The organism is Pseudomonas sp. D8002 (genome assembly GCF_013385695.1).
Taxonomy (GTDB): domain Bacteria; phylum Pseudomonadota; class Gammaproteobacteria; order Pseudomonadales; family Pseudomonadaceae; genus Aquipseudomonas.
Genome location: NZ_JACAPM010000012.1, coordinates 14,612 through 32,808 on the forward strand (window position 1 = coordinate 14,612; position 18,197 = coordinate 32,808).

An 18,197-nucleotide genomic window follows, 5' to 3' on the forward strand; every position below is an offset into this window, starting at 1 on the left:
GCAACAGCGATGAAAAACGAAAGAATGCGGAGTAAGTCATGAAAATTCTGGTCACCGGCGCAAGCGGCTTCATTGGCGGGCGCTTTGCGCGTTTCGCCCTGGAGCAGGGCCTGGACGTGCGGGTCAACGGGCGGCGGGCCGAAGGTGTGGAGCACCTGGTACGGCGCGGCGCCGAGTTTATCCAGGGTGATTTGAATGATCCGGACCTGGTGCGCGAGCTGTGCCGCGACGTCGAGGCCGTGGTGCATTGCGCCGGGGCCGTGGGGCTGTGGGGGCGTTATCAGGACTTCCACCAGGGCAATGTGCTGGTTACCGAAAACGTGGTGGAGGCCTGCCTCAAGCAGCGGGTCGGGCGCCTCGTACACCTGTCTTCGCCGTCGATCTACTTCGACGGCCGTGACCACCTGGGCTTGACCGAAGAACAAGTGCCCAAGCGTTTCAAGCATCCGTATGCAGCCACCAAATACCTGGCGGAGCAAAAGGTGTTTGGCGCCCAGGAGTTTGGCCTCGAAGTGCTGGCCCTGCGCCCGCGCTTTGTCACGGGGGCCGGCGACATGAGCATCTTCCCGCGCCTGTTGAAGATGCAGCGCAAGAACCGCCTGGCGATTGTCGGCGATGGCCTGAACAAGGTCGATTTCACCAGCGTGCACAACCTCAATGAAGCCCTGCTCAGCAGTTTGCTGGCGACGGGCTCGGCGTTGGGCAAGGTCTACAACATCAGCAACGGTGCCCCGGTGCCGGTGTGGGATGTGGTGAACTACGTGATGCGACAGATGGACATGCCTCAGGTCACCCGTTATCGGTCCTACGGCTTGTCTTACAGCGTTGCGGCGCTCAATGAAGCCTTCTGTGCCATGTGGCCAGGGCGCCCGGAACCGTCTTTGTCACGGCTGGGCATGCAGGTGATGAACAAAGATTTCACCCTCGACATCACCCGCGCACGGCATTATCTCGACTACCAGCCCAAGGTCAGCCTGTGGGCGGCCCTCGACGAGTTCTGTAGCTGGTGGAAGGCCCAGGACGTCGGACTTAAATAACCGGCAACACACCGGGAACCGAATTTGCGAACCCGGGTCGATCAGTGCGGCAGGTCGGGGGTTTATACTCCGACGCCTGGCTATCCATATGCCACCTCAAAGGATTTAAGGTTGATTCATGCGTAACGATGCTAACGACGACTTCGACAACGTTCCCAGCCTGCGGGCCGACACCTCGGACGACGATGATTTCGAGCCCACGCCGGCTACCTCCGTGCGCTCCCGGCCTGCGCCGGTTGTCAAGGTCAAGAGCGCCAGTACCGGGCCGCTGTGGGCATTGGTCGGTGCGCTGCTGTTCGCCTTCGCCGGCCTTGCCTGGTGGAGCTTCCAGCAGATTTCCCTGATGGGCCAGCAACTGGTGGCGACCCAGGAAAGCTTCGCGCGCATCAGCGAGGAAGCGGCGGGGCGCCTGCAGGATATTTCCGGCAAGGTGGTGGCCAGCGAAGCCAATGTGAATAATGGCAGCGAGGCCCTGAAACTGCAGATCAAGCAGCTGGAGACCCAGTTGCTGGAGCAGGGCAAGCAGCAGATGGGCGTGGCCGGCCAGGCGACTGACCTGGACAAGCGCCTGGAGCAGATGACCGCCAGCACGACCCAGCTGTCCAGTGCCAACGCGCAATTGCAGGGCCAGGTCCAGGCGCTGACGGAGGCGGTGGCTACCCTCAAGTCCCGGGACGCCGAGTTCAAGGACCTCTCCGCCGACGTCGCAGCCCTGAAAAAACAGGGCAACCCCACGGCCGCCATCGCCCGCCTGGAGCAGGACCTTGTGGTCCTCAAGAGCGAACTGGACAACCGCGCCGCGGCTTCGGACGGTCCGTCCACCAAGGAGTTCGACGTGTTCCGCATCCAGACCACGCGTAACGTCACTGCCTTGCAAAGCCAGGTGCAGAACCTGCAGCAGCAGATCAACCAGCCGGCCCGGATCACCCCTCTCGGGCAGCAGTGATGTGAGGTGCTGCAGGCGTCACTACACATGACGCCTGCAGGCCCTGGCACAATCAATGTCACCAATCGGTGACATTTCCCGTCTCCTTCGTTACTTGCCCTCGCGCCGCCCTTGTTTAGACTCCCGTCATCCCGCACATAATAAAAAGGGCTAATCATGACCACGCAACCACTGCCTGCCAGTAGTTGGCTGAACGCACCTGCCCATCACGCCTGGCTTGCCACTGAAGGCCAGCGCCTGCTGTCATTCGCCAAGGCTTCCAGGCTGCCTGACGGCTTCGGCAACCTCGACGATCAAGGCGTCCTGCCGCCCGATGCCGTCGCCGAAACCATGAACACCGCCCGCATGACCCATAGCTTTGCCATGGCCCATGGGCTGGGCCTGCCAGGTTATGCCGACCTGGTGGAACACGGCGTCGTGGCCCTCAGCGGCCCGCTGCGCGATGCCCGGCACGGCGGTTGGTTCGCCACGCCCGACGCCCGCGACGGCAACACCGGCAAGGCCGCCTACCTGCACGCCTTTGTCGCCCTGGCCGCCAGCTCCGCAGTAGTGGCCGGCGCTCCCGGCGCGCAAACCTTGCTCAACGACGCGATCCACATCATCGACCAGTACTTCTGGAACGAAGAGGAGGGCGCGATGCTCGAGTCCTTCGCCCAGGACTGGAGCGGGGTAGAAGCCTATCGCGGCGCCAACAGCAACATGCACGCCACTGAAGCCTTCCTGGCCCTGGCCGATGTCACCGGTGAAACCCGCTGGCTGGACCGGGCACTGCGCATCGTCGAGCGGATTATTCATACCCATGCGGCGCAAAACCGGGACATGGTGATCGAGCATTTCGACAGCCATTGGCAACCCCTGCGTGGTTACAACGAAGACAACCCGGCCGATGGTTTTCGTCCCTACGGCATCACCCCCGGCCACGGCTTCGAATGGGCGCGACTGGTGTTGCACCTTGAGGCTGCGCGCCTGGATGCCGGGCTCGTCACCCCTGAGTGGCTAGTGACCGACGCCAAGGGCCTGTTCGCCAGCGCCTGTGAATACGCCTGGGCCGTCGACGGCGCCCCCGGCATTGTCTATACCCTCGACTGGAGCCAGCGCCCCGTGGTACGCGAGCGCCTGCACTGGACCCATTGCGAAGCCAGTGCCGCTGCCCAGGCGCTGCTCAAACGCACGGGGGAGCTGCATTACGAAACCTGGTACCGGCGCTTCTGGGAGTTCTGTGAAACCCGTTTCATTGACCGCACACACGGCAGCTGGCACCACGAACTGAGCCCGAAAAACCAGCCCAGCGCGAAAATCTGGGGTGGCAAACCGGACCTCTACCACGCCTGGCAGTCTGTCTTGCTGCCGGGGCTACCCTTGTCACCGAGCATGGCCAGTGCCGTGGCCACCGGGCGCTATGTCACCAAGTGGTGACATTTTGGCGTCCCTTTGTTACCTGCACCTGAAAAATCCCTGTTTAAACTCGTTTGCAGCGCAAGCACCGACTTGCATGCATAACAACAAGAAAAAAGGTACTCAGATGAAAGCGATCAGTCGCCTCGCCGTAGCTATTTCCGTTGCCTCGTTGTTTCCCCTCAGTGCTTTTGCCGCCGACTCGAAAGGGACGGTTGAAGTTGTGCATTGGTGGACCTCGGGTGGCGAGAAAGCGGCAGTAGATGTCCTGAAGGCCCAAGTTGAAAAAGACGGTTTCACCTGGAAAGACGGTGCCGTCGCCGGCGGTGGCGGTTCCACTGCCATGACCGTACTGAAAAGCCGCGCCGTTGCTGGCAACCCGCCAGGCATGGCCCAGATCAAAGGCCCCGACATCCAGGAATGGGCGTCCACCGGGCTGCTCGACACCGACGTCCTGAAGGAACCCGCCAAAGAAGAGAAGTGGGACAGCCTGCTGGACAAGAAAGTCTCCGATACCGTGAAGTACGAAGGTAACTACGTGGCCGTGCCGGTGAACATTCACCGCGTGAACTGGCTGTGGATCAACCCGGAAGTGTTCAAGAAAGCCGGTATCACCAAGAACCCGACCACCCTCGAAGAATTCTACGCAGCGGGCGACAAGCTCAAGGCCGCGGGCTTCATTCCGCTCGCCCACGGTGGCCAGCCTTGGCAGGACAGCACCGTCTTCGAAGCGGTCGTGCTCTCGGTCATGGGGGCTGACGGTTACAAGAAAGCCCTGGTGGACCTCGACGAAAAAGCCCTGACCGGCCCTGAAATGATCAAGTCCCTGACCGAGCTGAAGAAAGTCGCGACCTACATGGACGCCGACGGCAAGGGCCAGGACTGGAACCTGGAAGCCGCCAAGGTCATCAACGGCAAGGCCGGCATGCAGATCATGGGTGACTGGGCCAAGAGTGAATGGACCGCCGCCAAGAAAGTCGCCGGCAAAGACTACGAGTGCGTAGCCTTCCCGGGCACCGACAAGGCCTTCACCTACAACATCGACTCCCTCGCAGCCTTCAAGCAGAAAGACAAAGGCACTGCTGCCGGTCAGCAGGACATCGCCAAGGTCGTGCTGAGCGAAAACTTCCAGAAAGTCTTCAGCATCAACAAAGGCTCGATCCCGGTTCGTATCGACATGTTGCAAGACATGGGCAAATACGGCTTTGACTCCTGCGCCCAGACTGCTGCCAAGGACTTCCTGGCGGATGCCAAGACTGGCGGCCTGCAACCAAGCATGGCCCACAACATGGCAACCACGCTGGCGGTACAAGGCGCGTTCTTTGATGTCGTGACCAACTACATCAACGACCCGAAAGCTGACCCTGCCGATACCGCGAAGAAACTCGCGGCAGCGATCAAGTCGGCCAAGTAACGGTTAGTACCGAATGGCCTTGTGGGGGGACCCCTAACCCCCACAAGGCATGTTCCTGTAGTCCTTTTTCCCTGTACTGGATTTTCCCATGAGTTCTGTTGCTGTGTTCAGCAAAGCCTCGCCGTTCGATGCACTGCAGCGCTGGCTACCCAAACTGGTGCTGGCGCCGAGCATGTTCATCGTTCTGGTGGGCTTCTATGGCTACATCCTGTGGACGTTCGTGCTGTCGTTCACTAACTCGACTTTCCTGCCGACCTACAAGTTCGTAGGCCTGGCGCAATACGTGCGCTTGTTCGACAACGACCGCTGGTGGGTCGCGAGCAAGAACCTCGCGGTGTTCGGGGGCATGTTCATCGGCATCACCCTGGTGATCGGCGTGACCCTGGCGATTTTCCTCGACCAGAAAATCCGTCGCGAAGGTTTTATCCGCACCATTTACCTGTACCCGATGGCGCTCTCGATGATCGTCACCGGTACCGCCTGGAAATGGCTGCTCAACCCAGGCATGGGCCTGGACAAACTGCTGCGTGACTGGGGCTGGGAAGGCTTTCGCCTGGACTGGCTGATCGACCCGGACCGTGTGGTGTATTGCCTGGTGATCGCTGCTGTGTGGCAAGCCTCGGGCTTCATCATGGCGATGTTCCTCGCCGGCCTGCGCGGTGTTGATCAATCGATCATCCGTGCGGCGCAGATCGACGGCGCGAGCATGCCGCGCATCTACTGGAAAGTGGTGCTGCCAAGCCTGCGCCCGGTGTTCTTCAGTGCGGTAATGATCCTGGCGCACATCGCGATCAAGAGCTTCGACCTGGTGGCGGCCATGACGGCGGGTGGTCCGGGTTACTCCTCCGACCTGCCGGCGATGTTCATGTACTCCTTCACCTTCAGCCGCGGCCAGATGGGCATGGGTTCGGCCAGTGCGATTCTGATGCTCGGTGCGATTCTCGCAATCATCGTGCCTTACCTGTACTCCGAGCTGAGGACCAAGCGTAATGACTAGTCTTGCTGGCAAACCTGCCATCAGCCTGAGCCGCGTCGCGATCTACGCGGTGCTGATCCTCGCTGTCCTGCTGTACCTGGTGCCGTTGGTGGTCATGTTGCTCACCAGCTTCAAGACCCCGGAAGACATCAGCACCGGCAACCTGCTGAGCTGGCCCACCGTGATCACCGGCATCGGCTGGGTGAAAGCCTGGGCCACGGTTGACGGCTACTTCTGGAACTCGATCAAGATCACCGTTCCGGCGGTACTGATCTCCACCGCCATCGGTGCGTTGAACGGCTACGTGCTGTCGATGTGGCGCTTCCGTGGTTCGCAGTTGTTCTTCGGCCTGTTGCTGTTCGGCTGCTTCCTGCCGTTCCAGACCGTGCTGCTGCCAGCCTCGTTCACCCTCGGCAAGATGGGCCTGGCCAGTACCACCACGGGCCTGGTGTTCGTGCACATCGTCTACGGACTGGCGTTTACTACACTGTTCTTCCGTAACTACTACGTCAGCATTCCCGATGCACTGGTGAAGGCGGCTCGCCTGGATGGCGCGGGGTTCTTCACGATCTTCCGCCTGATCATCCTGCCGATGTCGACACCCATCATCATGGTGTGCCTGATCTGGCAGTTCACGCAGATCTGGAACGACTTCCTGTTCGGCGTGGTGTTCTCCAGCGGTGATTCGCAGCCCATCACGGTGGCGCTGAACAACCTGGTCAACACCAGTACCGGGGTCAAGGAATATAACGTTGATATGGCGGCGGCGATGATCGCCGGGCTGCCGACCCTGCTGGTCTATGTGGTCGCAGGCAAGTATTTCGTGCGCGGCCTGACGGCCGGCGCGGTCAAGGGGTAATCATGGCAACGCTCGAACTTCGTAACGTAAACAAGACCTACGGTACCGGCCTGCCGGACACCCTGAAGAACATCGAACTGTCGATCAAGGAAGGTGAGTTCCTGATCCTGGTCGGCCCTTCGGGTTGCGGCAAATCTACCTTGATGAATTGCATTGCCGGCCTGGAAAACATCACCGGTGGCGCGATCATGATCGGCGACCAGGACGTCAGCGGCATGAGCCCCAAGGATCGTGACATCGCCATGGTGTTCCAGTCCTACGCGCTGTACCCGACCATGAGCGTGCGCGAGAACATCGAATTCGGCCTGAAGATTCGCAAGATGCCCCAGGCGGCGATCGATGAAGAAGTGGCGCGAGTGGCCAAGCTGCTGCAGATCGAGCACCTGCTCAATCGCAAGCCGGGCCAGCTCTCCGGTGGCCAGCAACAACGTGTGGCCATGGGTCGGGCACTGGCGCGTCGCCCGAAGATCTACCTGTTCGACGAACCGCTGTCCAACCTCGACGCCAAGCTGCGGGTCGAGATGCGTACCGAAATGAAACTGATGCACCAGCGTCTGAAAACCACCACCGTCTACGTCACCCACGATCAGATCGAAGCGATGACCCTGGGCGACAAAGTGGCGGTCATGAAGGACGGCATCATCCAGCAGTTCGGCACGCCGAAAGAGATCTACAACGACCCGGCCAATCTGTTCGTGGCGAGCTTCATCGGTTCGCCGCCGATGAACTTCATTCCACTGCGCCTGCAACGCAAGGACGGCCGCCTGGTGGCGCTGCTGGACAGCGGCCAGGCCCGCTGTGAATTGCCGTTGAACATGAACGATGCCGGTCTTGAAGACCGCGAAGTGATCCTGGGCCTGCGCCCGGAGCAGATCGTACTGGCTGCCGCTGAAGCCACCGGCGCGCCGACCATTCGGGCCGAGGTGCAAGTCACCGAGCCGACCGGTCCGGACACCCTGGTGTTCGTGCAAATCAATGACACCAAGGTCTGCTGCCGCCTGGCGCCCGATGTGGCGCCGCAAGTGGGCGAGACCCTGACCTTGCAGTTCGACCCGGCCAAAGTGTTGCTGTTCGACGCCAAGACCGGCGAGCGCCTGGGCACTGCCGCTTCGTTGCCTGCCCAGGACCGTGCCGACAACGTCGCTCAATTCAAGGGACGCTGAAGTTTCAAATGATGTGTAGGGGCTTTTGTGAGAGTCCTGCTCTCACAAAGAAGTAAACCGCGTTAGATAAAAACAGTTAATAACAATAAAGACGAGGATGTAGGGATGAAAAAGCACCACAACAACACCCGGTTGATCTGCCAACTGTCAGCAGCAGCCGCCCTGGTACTGTCCGCCAATGCGATGGCGGACGACGCGTTCAGCGCCGATTCCAAGTGGATGACCGGCGATTGGGGCGGCGAGCGTACCAAGCTGATCGAGCAAGGTATCGACATCAAGGCGGATTACGTCGGTGAAGTCGGTGGCAACCTCAGCGGTGGCTACAACAACGACAAGACTGCCCGTTACGCTGACCAGTTCGGTCTGGGCGTGGCACTGGACCTGCAAAAGCTGTGGGGCTGGGATAACACCCAGGCCAAGATCCAGTTGACCAATCGTAATGGCGCAAACATTTCCAACGACCGTATTGGTGACCCGCGTGCCGGCACCTTGAGCTCGTCTCAGGAAGTCGACGGCCGAGGCCACATGGTGCGTCTGACCCAGTTCTGGATTCAGCACCAGATGTTCGACAACAAGCTGGACGTGAAACTCGGTTACTTCGGTGAAGGCGAAGACTTCAACACCTTCCCGTGCGACTTCCAGAACCTGTCGTTCTGTGGCTCGCAGGTCGGTAACTATGTAAACACCTGGTACAACTGGCCCGTCAGCCAGGCGGCTATCCGCGTGAAGTACAACATCACGCCTGAGCTGTATGCGCAAATCGGTGCGTACAACCAGAACCCGTCGCAACTGGAGCACGGCAACGGCTTCAAGCTCAGCGGCAGCGGCACCAAGGGCACCGTATTGCCGGTTGAATTGGTCTGGTCGCCGAAGGTCAATGGCCTGCCGGGCGAATACCGTGTGGGTTACTACAAGAGCACCGCCGACGCTACCGACGTACGTGAAGACGTCAACGGTAACGATGCTGGCACCACGGGCGCAGCCTTCCGCGTTCGCAGCAGCAAAAGCGGTTACTGGGGCGTTCTGCAACAGCAACTCACCACCCACAATGGCGATGCTTCCCGCGGCTTGAACATTGCGGCCAACGTCACCTTCCACGACAAAGACACCAACCTGGTCGACAACTACCAGTCGCTGATGCTTGTGTATAAAGGTCCATTCGACGCACGTACAAAAGATGACGTGGGTATCGGTGTATCCCGTATCCATGCCAACAGTGACGTGAAGAAAAATGCTGAGTTGCTCAACGCGGCCGGCGGGTTCACGGATTACGACCAATCGGGTTACGCACCGCTGCGTAACACGGAGTACAACGTCGAACTGAACTACGGCTTCCACGTCACCAACTGGCTGACCGTGCGTCCTAACCTGCAATACATCGCCAACCCAGGTGGTGTTAAGCAAGTCGACAACGCGGTGGTAGCGGGCCTGAAAATTCAGTCTACGTTCTAACGTTGTTGCGATAAGCTCCTTCTCTCTGTGCGCATTTTGCGGGTAGCCATGGCTATCCGCTTTTTTTTGTGTGGGAGCTGGCTTGCCTGCGATGCGAGCCCTGCGGTGTATCTGCCACACCGAGGCGATGCCATCGCAGGCAAGCCAGCGCCTGCAAAGATATTCAGGACCGTGGCACATGCATGAGCATCCGCTGCAACGCTTTTTCAAATCCCTGCGCGAGCGGCCGGTATTCGCCTGGGAACGCTTCCAGATGCGCGATGTGCTGGTGATCGATCACCCGCTCTGCCAGGCGGTGTTCAGTCGCCAGGGCGCGCAATTGCTGCACTTTCAGCCCACGGGCCAGAAACCCTGGCTGTGGTGCGCGGCCAAGTGGCCGCAGGTCGGCGCCATCCGTGGCGGCGTGCCGGTGTGTTGGCCGTGGTATGGCCGCCATCCCAGCGAAAACGCCTGGCCGTCCCATGGCTGGGCACGGCTGATCGACTGGAAATTGCTGGACAGCAGCACCGACGACGACGGCGTGCGTTTGCACTGGCAATTGCAGCTATGCGACTGGCAGGTGGACCTGCATGCACACCTGGGGGAAACCCTGGAGCTGCGCCTGGCCACCGAGCACCAGGACGAGCTGCCGTGCCAATTGAGCCATGCTTTGCACGCTTATTGGCGGATTGGCAACGTTGGTGAGATAGCGCTGTCTGGGCTGGATGGCGCGCAGGGCTACGACCAGCTGAATCGCCAGGCGTGCCAGCAGGAAGGTGAGTTGCGTGTCGATGGTGGGTGTCAGCGGGTGTTCCAGCACGACGGCGAACTGCACCTCAAGGACCATGCCTGGCAGCGCGAATTGTGCATCGACACCGGTGAGAGTGCCGACACGGTGGTGTGGCACCCGGGGAGTCGACCGTTGCTGGGGGTAAGCTTCAACGAGGCTGCGGGGTTTGTGTGTGTGGAGTCGGCGATGGCTGCTGCGAGCCTGGCGCCGGGGGAGAGGGCGCATTTGAGTTTGCAGGCCAGGGCGGGGGCTTGATCCGGATGTTCCGGTGTTGCTGATGCCGCTTTCGCGAGCAAGCCCGCTCCCACATTAGACCGAGTTCCACTTTTGGAATGCAGTCGAATGTGGGAGCGGGCTTGCTCGCGAAGAGGCCGGCACATTCACAGTAGATTCGGGCCTAGTTGAATTCATCCCCAACCGGATACCGGCTGTCGTTCAAGCTCTCTTTGATCTTGCGCAAGTGCGGCTGGAAATCCACTCCGCGACGCAAGGTCATGCCCGTCGCCAGTACATCCAGCACCGTCAACTGAATGATCCGCGAGGTCATCGGCATGTAGATGTCGGTGTCTTCCGGCAACGGAATGTTCAGGCTCACCGTACTGGCCTTGGCCAGCGGCGAATTTTCGGCGGTCACGCCCAGCACCGAGGCGCCGTTTTCCCGCGCAATACGTGCTACTTCCACCAGTTCACGGGTACGCCCGGTGTAGGAAATGATCACGAACAACTCCCCGGTGTGGGCCACCGAGGCGATCATCCGCTGCATCAGCACATCGGCGTGGGCCGTGACCGACAGGTTGAAACGGAAAAACTTGTGCAGCGCGTCCATGGCCACCGGCGCCGAAGCACCCAGGCCGAAGAAGTGGATCTGCCGAGCCTGGATCAGCAGGTCGACGGCCTTGCTGATCAGGTTCGGGTCCAGGGCCTGGCAGGCGCTGTCGAGGGACGCGATGGCACTGCCGAAGATCTTCTGGGTGTAGGCCTCCGGGTTATCATCGGCCTCCACCGCGCGGCTGACATACGCCGCGCCGCTGGCCAGGCTTTGCGCCAGCTGCAATTTAAGTTCAGGGTAACCACTCACGCCGAACGAGCGGCAGAAGCGGTTCACTGTAGGTTCGCTGACCGAAGCGGCCTGGGCGAGGGCGGCGATAGAGAAGCGGGTCGCCTGCTGCGGGTTGAGCAGGATGACCTCGGCGACTTTACGTTCAGCCTTGTTCAGTTCTTCGAGGCGTTTCTGGATCTGTTCCAGTAGATTTCGCACGCGGTCCATTCATGTTTCCTTAGGGCGACGATGCAAATAAGGGTCGTCAACCAATCGACGAGCGGCCCTTTGCGGTGGCCTATCCTACTGAGGGTAGTTGAACACCACCACTCGGAATACGTTTTTCGGGAAAATGTTGTGGTTATTACTACATTTTTCCTTGAGTGATGCCTTAAAAAAAGGTATTTGTAGCTTAACTTGATAAAAGAACAAACATCATGCCTTCGATAACCGTAGAACCCTGCACCTTTGCCCTGTTTGGCGCCTTGGGTGATCTGGCGCTGCGCAAGTTATTTCCTGCCCTCTATCAACTCGATGGTGCGGGCCTGCTGCACGAAGACACGCGCATCCTGGCCCTGGCCCGTGAGGCCGGTTCCGAGCAACAGCACCTGGCCCACATCGAAAAAGAATTGCGTGGTTACGTTGGCAAGGAACTGGACGAAACCGTCGCCCAGCGTTTCCTGGCCCGCCTGACGTACCTGCACGTCGACTTCCTGAAGGCCGATGACTACGTCGCCCTGGCAGAGAACGCCGGCACTGAACAACGCCTGATTGCCTACTTCGCCACCCCGGCGGCGGTGTATGGCGCGATCTGCGAGAACCTGTCCAAGGTCGGCCTGGCGGAAAATACCCGCGTGGTCCTGGAAAAACCCATCGGCTCGGACCTGGATTCCTCGCGCAAGGTCAATGACGCCGTGGCGCAGTTCTTCCCGGAAAACCGCACCTACCGCATCGACCACTACCTGGGCAAAGAGACCGTCCAGAACCTGATCGCCCTGCGTTTTGCCAACAGCCTGTTTGAAACCCAGTGGAACCAGAACTACATCTCCCACGTTGAAATCACCGTGGCCGAGCAAGTAGGCATCGAAGGTCGCTGGGGCTATTTCGACAAGGCCGGGCAGCTGCGGGACATGATCCAGAATCACCTGCTGCAGCTGCTGTGCCTGATCGCCATGGACCCGCCCGCCGACCTGTCTGCCGACAGTATTCGGGACGAGAAGGTCAAGGTGCTCAAGGCCCTGGCGCCCATCAGCCCAGACGGCCTGACCACCCAGGTGGTGCGTGGCCAATACATCGCCGGCTACAGCGCCGGCAAGCCGGTACCGGGTTACCTGGAAGAAGAGAACTCCAACACCCAGAGCGACACCGAGACCTTCGTCGCCCTGCGTGCCGATATCCGTAACTGGCGTTGGGCCGGGGTGCCGTTCTACCTGCGTACCGGCAAGCGCATGCCGCAAAAACTGTCGCAGATCGTCATCCACTTCAAGGAACCGTCCCACTACATCTTCGCCCCCGAGCAGCGCTTGCAGATCAGCAACAAACTGATCATCCGCCTGCAACCGGACGAAGGGATTTCCTTGCGCGTGATGACCAAGGAGCAGGGCCTGGACAAGGGCATGCAACTGCGCAGCGGCCCGCTGCAACTGAATTTTTCCGACACCTATCGCAGCGCACGGATTCCCGATGCCTACGAGCGGCTGTTGCTGGAAGTAATGCGTGGCAACCAGAACCTGTTTGTGCGCAAAGATGAAATCGAAGCTGCGTGGAAGTGGTGTGACCAGTTGATCGCCGGATGGAAAAAATCCGGTGATGCGCCCAAGCCGTACGCGGCGGGCTCCTGGGGGCCAATGAGCTCGATTGCACTGATCACGCGGGACGGGAGGTCTTGGTATGGCGATATCTGATTTGAAACTGCCTCAGGGCGTGACTGCCCATGAGTACCGCAACCCGGTGCTGCTGGCGGATGGCTTGGCCAATGACGTGGCCGAACAACTGCGCGCGGCCATCAGTGCCCGTGGCGAGGCGACCCTGGTGGTGTCCGGCGGCCGCAGCCCGGTGGCGTTCTTCCAGAACCTCGCCAAGCAAGGCCTGGACTGGTCCAAGGTGACCATCACCCTGGCCGACGAGCGCTGGGTGCCGGTGGAACATGCCGACAGCAATGCCGGCCTGTTGAAGAAGTATTTGCTGCAAGGCCCGGCGGCCAAGGCCAAGTTCCTGAGCCTGTACAGCGTCGCCGCCACCCTTGACGACGCTGCCGAGCAGGCCGATCGCCTGCTGGCCGAGTTGCCGGCGATTGATGTGCTGGTACTGGGCATGGGCGACGACGGCCACACCGCGTCGCTGTTCCCCAACAGCCCGAACCTGGCTGAAGCGTTGAAGCCGGACGGCAGCCGTCGTTGCTGGCCGATGCTGGCGCCGACCGTGCCGCACCAGCGCCTGACCATGAGTCGCGCGCTGCTGGCCACCGCCCACTACACCGTGCTGTCGATTTCCGGCAGCTCGAAATTGACCACCTTGAGCGCCGCGCTGGCCAGTGACGACGTTGCTGCCATGCCGATACGCGCGTTTTTGCAACCTACTCTAGAGATTTACTGGTGCCCATGAGCCAAGGATCAGCCGCGATGAACAGCCCTCAACCTACCGTTTCCATGGCGGACAAAGTTGCCTTGATCGACAGCCTCTGCGCCAAGGCGCGGATCCTGCCGGTGATCACCATTGCCCGTGAACAGGACATCCTGCCGCTGGCCGATGCCCTGGCAGCCGGTGGTTTGACCGCACTGGAAGTGACCCTGCGTTCGCAGTTCGGCCTCAAGGCCATCCAGGTACTGCGTGAGCAGCGTCCGGAGCTGTGCACCGGTGCCGGTACCGTGCTGGATCGTCATATGCTGGAAGCGGCCGAAGTGGCCGGTTCGCAATTTATCGTCACCCCCGGGATTACCCGTGACCTGCTGGAAGCCTCGGTACACAGCTCGATTCCGCTGTTGCCGGGCATCAGCAATGCCTCCGGGATCATGGAAGGTTATGGCCTGGGTTATCGCCGTTTCAAGCTGTTCCCGGCTGAAGTCAGCGGTGGCGTGGCGGCGATCAAGGCCCTGGGCGGCCCGTTTGGCGAAGTGAAATTCTGCCCGACTGGCGGGGTTGGCCCGGCCAACATCAAGAGCTACATGGCGTTGAAAAATGTGATGTGCGTGGGCGGTAGCTGGATGCTTGATCCGGAGTGGGTCAAGAACGGCGACTGGGCACGCATCCAGGAAACCACCGCCGAGGCGCTGGCCCTGCTGGACTGATTGGATTTACCGAATCGTTGTTGCTGTGTTCTACGGCATTTTTGCGGTGCACTTGGTCGGTGTACCGCTTTTTTTTGCCTGCGGAAAATGGCCCACTCCCACTGTAGGAGCGAGCTTGCTCGCGAAAAAACCGAGAGCACCGCTGGGTGTCAGGTTTCCCGTGTCATCGTTAACGACCTTCGCGAGCAAGCTCGCTCCTACAGTGATATCGCGCTCAGTTCGGTGATGGCTTTGATCAGCACATGAATGTCCGCCGCTGACGTCAAAAAGCCTGGTGTCACCCGAATACAACTGCCGAACGAGGCCCCGCTGCGGGTTGTGGTGAAGAGGTTGTATTCCTTGAGCAGTCGGTCCGCCATCACCTGCTGATCCGGCTTGTCAGTGAACTTGAACGACGTGATCGCGCAATACAGCCGTGGATCGTCGGGCGTCAGCACTTCAATTCCCGGCAACTGCCGCACCTCACTCACCCACAAATCCCGCAGGTAATTAAGGCGGGCCCCCTTGGCCTTCGACCCGCCCAATGCCCGATGCTCTTCGAACACCAGCGGCAAGGTCATCAACGCCGGGAAATTCGGCGTGCTGTACGGCGTGCGGGCACGTACATCGGTCACCGGATAGTGAAACTCACCCATGTCCGGATCAATGTCCGCCAACCGTTGCGGGTCGATATAAATAAAGCCCAGGGTCAACGGCGCACCGATCCACTTGTGCAGGTTGAAACCGGCAAACGCGATACCCAATTGCGCGAGGTTGAACTCGATCTGCCCCAGCGCATGGGCGCCATCGAGGATCACATCAATTCCATGTTCCCTGGCAGCGCCGGCAATCGCCTCCACCGGCATCACCAGCCCGGTGCGGTGAGTCACGTAGGTCAGTGCGAGCAGTTTCAGGCGGGGATAGCGCAGGAACGCATCGCGATACGTCTGCACCAGGCTGTCGAAACTGGCCGGGTGTTCGTGGGCAATCTCGATCACTTCTACGCCACGATTCTGCGCCAGCCAGCGCATGGCGCCCTTGACGGTGTCGTACTCCAGGTCGCTGATCAGCACCTGGTCGCCGGGCTGCAAGCGGTTGTAGTTGCGGATCAGCGACTGCAACGCATCCGAGGCGCAGCGGGTGAGGGCGATGGCTTCAGGATCGGCGTCCATCAACTGCGCCAACTGGTTACGGATCTCGACGTTTTCGCCCTGCTCGAAACGCTGGCGCACATGGATCGAGTTGCTGCGGTTGATGAAGGCGACGTTGTCCTGATACTGCTCAAGTACCGCGCGGCTCATGCGCCCGAAGTAACCGTTTTCGAGGTTGATCGGGCCGGGCTCCAGGTCGTAGCGCTGGGCGATGGCGTGCCAGTGTTGTTCGTCGCGGGTACTGTCCATGTGCGTGCTCTATTAATGACGAGGGGCGGGCTTGCCGTGCTTGGCGCGTAGGGGTTCCAGCAGTTCGGATAAACCGTTGTGGTCGATTTCCTGCATCAGGGCCAGCAACCCGCCCAGTTCGCCGTGGGGGAAACCTTCACGGGCGAACCAGTTCAGGTAGGGGCCGGGCAAGTCGGCAATGATCCGGCCCTTGTACTTGCCGAAGGGCATTTCGCGGGTGATCAGCAGTTCAAGTTTTTCAGGGTTCATTGCGGCTTCAGGTGTTTGAGTCGATGCCTTGGAAAATACAGGCATTCTGCATGGAGGCCAAATGACAGATCATGCAAATAAAGCGGATACAGATTTTTGTGTATTGGCTAACTTATTGAAATTTAAGTAATAAATTGTTTTTCAAAAGCTGGCACGGGCGCTGCAATTACTAATACACGTTTCTTAACCCGCGAAGGAATTGAAAAATGACTGATATCAACAAAGAATCGATCTCTGTACTCAACGACCTGATCGAGACCAGCAAAGACGGCCAGGAAGGCTTCAAGACCTGCGCAGAAGACATCAAGCACCCAGAACTCAAAGCCCTGTTTGCCAAACGTTCCGTTGATTGCGGTACCGCCGCTGCCGAACTGCAGACCGCAGTAAGAGCGCTGGGTGGCGATCCGGAAGATTCCGGTAGCGTCGCCGGTGCCTTGCACCGTGGTTGGGTCGACGTGAAGTCGATGGTGACCGGTAAAGACGAAGAAGCCGTGCTGAACGAAGCCGAGCGCGGTGAAGACCACGCACTGAAGGCTTACAAAGAAGCGATCGAGAAGATCAACAAGCACAACCTGCTGGGCATTCGTGACCTGGTAGAGCGTCAGTTCCACGGCGCGCAACGCAACCACGACCAGGTGAAAGCCCTGCGTAACCAGGCTCGCGCTCAGTCTTGAGCCCCGCCTGAATAAAAAAGCCCCGCAGATGCGGGGCTTTTTCATGGGCATTCGTTCAACCGATGCTGATGGCCGGCAGTTCGGTCAGGGTCACGGTCTGCTGCTTGCGTGGCGCGAGGATCTCGGCTTCGCCATCCACCACCAGTTCATCGCGCTGGTTGAATACGCGGGTGGCGATACGCACGCGGAATTTCGGCAGCTTCTCGAGGATTTCCAGACGCACGGTCAGGGTGTCGCCGATTTTGACCGGCTTCTGGAAGGTCATTTGCTGGCCGATGTATATCGTGCCGGGCCCAGGCAACTCGCACGCAACCGCCGCGCTGATCAGGGCGCCGCTGAACATGCCGTGGGCAATGCGCTCCTTGAACATGGTCGCCTTGGCGAATTCGGCGTCCAGATGCACCGGGTTGTGGTCGCCGGACATTGCCGCGAACAACTGGATATCGCGCTCTTCGACGGTCTTGCTGTAGCTGGCGGTCTGGCCGACTTCGAGGGCTTCGTAAGGCGTGTTGGTAACCTGGGTCATCAGTTGGTGCATCCTGTGGCTAATCAGAAATCTTAATATATTGATTTTAAACGAAAAATCATTCGCAGCGAGTAGGGCGGCGCAGCACTGCTGCCTGGGCCAGCCACGTCAGCACGTCGGCTGTGACCGCATCACGGTTGGTTTCGTTGAATAATTCGTGGCGCGCCTGTGGGTAAATGCTCAGCTCCAGGTGCTGGCAGCCGGCTTCACGCAACGCATTGGCCAGACTTTTGAGACGCTTGCCTTCACTGACCGGATCACATTCACCGCCCATTATCAGGATCGGCAGCCCCGGGTCTATCTGAGCGAGATTGGACGCTTTGCTGATTTGCTGCAAGCCGCCCAGCAGGTCGATCCACAGCTGGTTGGTGCAACGGAAGCCGCAAAGTGGGTCGCTGACGTACTTGTCGACCTCGGCCGGGTCACGGCTGAGCCAGTCGAAAGCGGTGCGATTGGGTTTGAACGCCTTGTTGAACGATCCAAATGACAGGAAATCAATCAGCGCACTGCGCCCGCGCAACCCCTGGCGCAGGCGTTCGCCATGGGCAATCACCTTGGCCGCGCCGTACAGCGCCACCGGCTGGAAATTCGAGCCGCTGAGAATCGCCCCGTTAAGGCTCGCGCTGTGGTGCAGCAGGTACGCCTGGGCAATGTAGCTGCCCATGCTGTGGCCCAGCAGGATGATCGGCACCCCCGGCGCTTGCTGGCCGATATGCTGGTTGAGGCTCGCCAGGTCGCCCACCACCTTGTTCCAGCCGTCTTTCTCGGCGAACAGCCCCATGGTGCCCTCGTCGGCGGTACGCCCGTGACCGCGCTGGTCGGGGGCGTACAGGCCGTAGCCGGCATCGCACAACGCCTGGGCCAGGCGGGCATAGCGGCCACTGTGCTCGGCCATGCCGTGGGCCAGCATGATCAGCGCCTTGGGCGGCCCGTCCGGCAGCCACTGGTTGACGTACACCCGACTGCGGTCATTCGCGGTCAGCCAGAAAGTGGTGTGGTTCATGGCGCTTCCTTTGCTCAGGGTCGTTGCAG

18 protein-coding genes and 1 pseudogene are annotated in these 18,197 nt (G+C 60.1%); 13 read left to right on the forward strand and 6 right to left on the reverse strand.

The annotated features are described in order from the left end of the window. The first annotated feature begins 38 nt into the window (after positions 1 to 38). The 9 genes from HX807_RS06405 to HX807_RS06445 all read left to right on the forward strand — a co-directional run bounded on the left by HX807_RS06405 (position 39) and on the right by HX807_RS06445 (position 10,266). Positions 39 to 1,037 (forward strand): NAD(P)-dependent oxidoreductase, encoded by a 999-nt coding sequence (locus HX807_RS06405; RefSeq protein WP_003213003.1) that lies wholly within the window; start codon positions 39 to 41, stop codon positions 1,035 to 1,037. 118 nt (positions 1,038 to 1,155) lie between these two features. Next, positions 1,156 to 1,983: a hypothetical protein gene (locus HX807_RS06410; protein WP_003213005.1), complete on the forward strand. Its 828-nt coding sequence runs from the start codon at positions 1,156 to 1,158 to the stop codon at positions 1,981 to 1,983. A 156-nt stretch (positions 1,984 to 2,139) separates the two neighbouring features. Next, entirely contained in the window at positions 2,140 to 3,399 is a 1,260-nt protein-coding gene (locus tag HX807_RS06415; protein WP_177049528.1) for an AGE family epimerase/isomerase, read from the forward strand. A 106-nt stretch (positions 3,400 to 3,505) separates the two neighbouring features. Continuing rightward, complete coding sequence (locus tag HX807_RS06420) at positions 3,506 to 4,792, forward strand: ABC transporter substrate-binding protein (RefSeq protein ID WP_003213009.1); 1,287 nt, start codon at positions 3,506 to 3,508, stop codon at positions 4,790 to 4,792. Positions 4,793 to 4,880: 88 nt separating this feature from the next. After that, complete coding sequence (locus HX807_RS06425; RefSeq protein WP_003213011.1) at positions 4,881 to 5,789, forward strand: carbohydrate ABC transporter permease; 909 nt, start codon at positions 4,881 to 4,883, stop codon at positions 5,787 to 5,789. Continuing rightward, positions 5,782 to 6,627 (forward strand): carbohydrate ABC transporter permease, encoded by an 846-nt coding sequence (locus HX807_RS06430; RefSeq protein ID WP_003213012.1) that lies wholly within the window; start codon positions 5,782 to 5,784, stop codon positions 6,625 to 6,627. Before HX807_RS06425 ends, HX807_RS06430 begins: the two co-directional genes overlap by 8 nt. 2 nt (positions 6,628 to 6,629) lie before the next feature. Then, positions 6,630 to 7,790, forward strand: a complete 1,161-nt coding sequence (locus HX807_RS06435) for an ABC transporter ATP-binding protein (protein WP_017475738.1) — start codon at positions 6,630 to 6,632, stop codon at positions 7,788 to 7,790. A 105-nt stretch (positions 7,791 to 7,895) separates the two neighbouring features. Continuing rightward, entirely contained in the window at positions 7,896 to 9,242 is a 1,347-nt protein-coding gene (locus tag HX807_RS06440) for a carbohydrate porin (protein WP_063027703.1), read from the forward strand. A gap of 178 nt (positions 9,243 to 9,420) precedes the next feature. Beyond that, complete coding sequence (locus HX807_RS06445; protein WP_003213018.1) at positions 9,421 to 10,266, forward strand: D-hexose-6-phosphate mutarotase; 846 nt, start codon at positions 9,421 to 9,423, stop codon at positions 10,264 to 10,266. Positions 10,267 to 10,408: 142 nt separating this feature from the next. Here HX807_RS06445 and HX807_RS06450 read toward each other — a convergent pair whose 3' ends face one another. Further along, the gene (locus HX807_RS06450) at positions 10,409 to 11,269 is read right to left on the reverse strand and encodes a MurR/RpiR family transcriptional regulator (protein WP_173406104.1); all 861 of its coding nucleotides are present in this window, start codon (positions 11,267 to 11,269) and stop codon (positions 10,409 to 10,411) included. A 218-nt stretch (positions 11,270 to 11,487) separates the two neighbouring features. Between HX807_RS06450 and zwf the strand changes: the two genes are divergently transcribed. From zwf to HX807_RS06465, 3 genes are read left to right on the forward strand one after another with little or no spacing between them, the layout of a single operon-like run. Further along, complete coding sequence (zwf, locus tag HX807_RS06455; RefSeq protein WP_003213023.1) at positions 11,488 to 12,954, forward strand: glucose-6-phosphate dehydrogenase; 1,467 nt, start codon at positions 11,488 to 11,490, stop codon at positions 12,952 to 12,954. Then, entirely contained in the window at positions 12,941 to 13,654 is a 714-nt protein-coding gene (gene pgl, locus HX807_RS06460; RefSeq protein ID WP_008431579.1) for a 6-phosphogluconolactonase, read from the forward strand. Before zwf ends, pgl begins: the two co-directional genes overlap by 14 nt. Positions 13,655 to 13,671: 17 nt before the next feature. Further along, a complete protein-coding gene (locus tag HX807_RS06465) occupies positions 13,672 to 14,337 on the forward strand; it encodes a bifunctional 4-hydroxy-2-oxoglutarate aldolase/2-dehydro-3-deoxy-phosphogluconate aldolase (RefSeq protein ID WP_003213027.1) in 666 nt (221 codons plus the stop codon). Between the two features lie 99 nt (positions 14,338 to 14,436). Here HX807_RS06465 and HX807_RS31605 read toward each other — a convergent pair. The 3 genes and pseudogenes from HX807_RS31605 to HX807_RS06475 all read right to left on the reverse strand — a co-directional run. After that, positions 14,437 to 14,544 (reverse strand): annotated as a pseudogene (locus HX807_RS31605) (outer membrane lipoprotein carrier protein LolA); the annotation flags it as partial. Next, on the reverse strand, positions 14,535 to 15,716 hold the full coding sequence (locus tag HX807_RS06470; RefSeq protein ID WP_177049529.1) for an aminotransferase class V-fold PLP-dependent enzyme: 1,182 nt from the start codon (positions 15,714 to 15,716) through the stop codon (positions 14,535 to 14,537). The pseudogene HX807_RS31605 and the gene HX807_RS06470, both read right to left, overlap by 10 nt. A gap of 12 nt (positions 15,717 to 15,728) precedes the next feature. Continuing rightward, entirely contained in the window at positions 15,729 to 15,965 is a 237-nt protein-coding gene (locus HX807_RS06475) for a DUF3820 family protein (RefSeq protein ID WP_003213031.1), read from the reverse strand. Between the two features lie 206 nt (positions 15,966 to 16,171). On the opposite strand from HX807_RS06475, the gene HX807_RS06480 reads away from it, so the two are divergent. Next, positions 16,172 to 16,639 carry a PA2169 family four-helix-bundle protein gene (locus tag HX807_RS06480; protein WP_003213033.1) on the forward strand — a complete coding sequence of 156 codons (468 nt, stop codon included), beginning with the start codon at positions 16,172 to 16,174 and terminating at the stop codon, positions 16,637 to 16,639. Between the two features lie 55 nt (positions 16,640 to 16,694). Here the strand turns inward: HX807_RS06480 and HX807_RS06485 are convergent, their stop codons facing one another. Further along, complete coding sequence (locus tag HX807_RS06485; RefSeq protein WP_003213034.1) at positions 16,695 to 17,165, reverse strand: MaoC family dehydratase; 471 nt, start codon at positions 17,163 to 17,165, stop codon at positions 16,695 to 16,697. 58 nt (positions 17,166 to 17,223) lie between these two features. Next, entirely contained in the window at positions 17,224 to 18,168 is a 945-nt protein-coding gene (locus HX807_RS06490) for an alpha/beta hydrolase (protein ID WP_177049530.1), read from the reverse strand. Positions 18,169 to 18,197 lie beyond the last annotated feature (29 nt).

What these genes read in the sequence shown, in the direction of transcription:
- HX807_RS06440 (WP_063027703.1), top strand. Translation starts at nt 7,896, where the DNA reads ATGAAAAAGCACCACAACAACACCCGGTTGATCTGCCAACTGTCAGCA.
- HX807_RS06430 (WP_003213012.1), top strand. Translation starts at nt 5,782, where the DNA reads ATGACTAGTCTTGCTGGCAAACCTGCCATCAGCCTGAGCCGCGTCGCG.
- HX807_RS06405 (WP_003213003.1), top strand. Translation starts at nt 39, where the DNA reads ATGAAAATTCTGGTCACCGGCGCAAGCGGCTTCATTGGCGGGCGCTTT.
- HX807_RS06435 (WP_017475738.1), top strand. Translation starts at nt 6,630, where the DNA reads ATGGCAACGCTCGAACTTCGTAACGTAAACAAGACCTACGGTACCGGC.
- HX807_RS06480 (WP_003213033.1), top strand. Translation starts at nt 16,172, where the DNA reads ATGACTGATATCAACAAAGAATCGATCTCTGTACTCAACGACCTGATC.
- HX807_RS06445 (WP_003213018.1), top strand. Translation starts at nt 9,421, where the DNA reads ATGCATGAGCATCCGCTGCAACGCTTTTTCAAATCCCTGCGCGAGCGG.
- HX807_RS06410 (WP_003213005.1), top strand. Translation starts at nt 1,156, where the DNA reads ATGCGTAACGATGCTAACGACGACTTCGACAACGTTCCCAGCCTGCGG.
- HX807_RS06490 (WP_177049530.1), bottom strand. Translation starts at nt 18,168, where the DNA reads ATGAACCACACCACTTTCTGGCTGACCGCGAATGACCGCAGTCGGGTG.
- HX807_RS06470 (WP_177049529.1), bottom strand. Translation starts at nt 15,716, where the DNA reads ATGGACAGTACCCGCGACGAACAACACTGGCACGCCATCGCCCAGCGC.
- pgl (WP_008431579.1), top strand. Translation starts at nt 12,941, where the DNA reads ATGGCGATATCTGATTTGAAACTGCCTCAGGGCGTGACTGCCCATGAG.
- HX807_RS06485 (WP_003213034.1), bottom strand. Translation starts at nt 17,165, where the DNA reads ATGACCCAGGTTACCAACACGCCTTACGAAGCCCTCGAAGTCGGCCAG.
- HX807_RS06415 (WP_177049528.1), top strand. Translation starts at nt 2,140, where the DNA reads ATGACCACGCAACCACTGCCTGCCAGTAGTTGGCTGAACGCACCTGCC.
- zwf (WP_003213023.1), top strand. Translation starts at nt 11,488, where the DNA reads ATGCCTTCGATAACCGTAGAACCCTGCACCTTTGCCCTGTTTGGCGCC.
- HX807_RS06465 (WP_003213027.1), top strand. Translation starts at nt 13,672, where the DNA reads ATGAACAGCCCTCAACCTACCGTTTCCATGGCGGACAAAGTTGCCTTG.
- HX807_RS06425 (WP_003213011.1), top strand. Translation starts at nt 4,881, where the DNA reads ATGAGTTCTGTTGCTGTGTTCAGCAAAGCCTCGCCGTTCGATGCACTG.
- HX807_RS06420 (WP_003213009.1), top strand. Translation starts at nt 3,506, where the DNA reads ATGAAAGCGATCAGTCGCCTCGCCGTAGCTATTTCCGTTGCCTCGTTG.
- HX807_RS06475 (WP_003213031.1), bottom strand. Translation starts at nt 15,965, where the DNA reads ATGAACCCTGAAAAACTTGAACTGCTGATCACCCGCGAAATGCCCTTC.